The sequence below is a fragment of the Aeromonas intestinalis genome, from assembly GCF_054052485.1.
Map to the genome: position 1 here is coordinate 1 of NZ_JBSTYK010000040.1, position 479 is coordinate 479.

Annotated in this window: 1 protein-coding gene; it reads right to left on the reverse strand. The window is 62.6% G+C overall.

Features of this window, described 5'->3' with window-relative positions; all coding sequences use genetic code 11:
• A partial coding sequence (locus ACW5W7_RS21300) for a hypothetical protein (RefSeq protein WP_456503001.1) occupies positions 1 to 479 on the reverse strand: 479 nt, incomplete at both ends.

Genomic DNA, 479 nt, shown 5'->3' on the forward strand with positions numbered 1-479 from the left:
GGCAAGTCGGTGGAGACGCTGTCCCCGTCCTTGTCGCTCAGGGTCACGGTGAGCGGCAGATCCAGTGACTCGCTGCCCTGGTGATCCAGCTCGGCGCTCAAGGTCACCTTGGCACTGACGCTCCAGTTGCCGTTGTTGTCCACCAGTTCCAGCTCGGCGCGCAGCACTTCGCGGCCATCGGCGCTGGTCCCCACCAGGTCGCCATTGGCATCCAGGCTGAAGGTCACCGGGCTGCCGTGGCTGCTGTACTTGCCGTCAAGGCTACTCTGGATGGCCGCGATATCGAACTTGAGGCTGCTCTGATCCAGGGCATCGGAGCCATGGCTCACGGTGAAGCTCATATGGCTCACCACATCTTTGCCCCCTTGATCACCCTCGGTCATGCTGGTGCCGGTCACGGCGCTGATCACCGGATTGGCACCGTCACCAATGGCGACGCTCAGGGTGGAGGAGACTTTGTCACCATCGCTGTCTGTGAG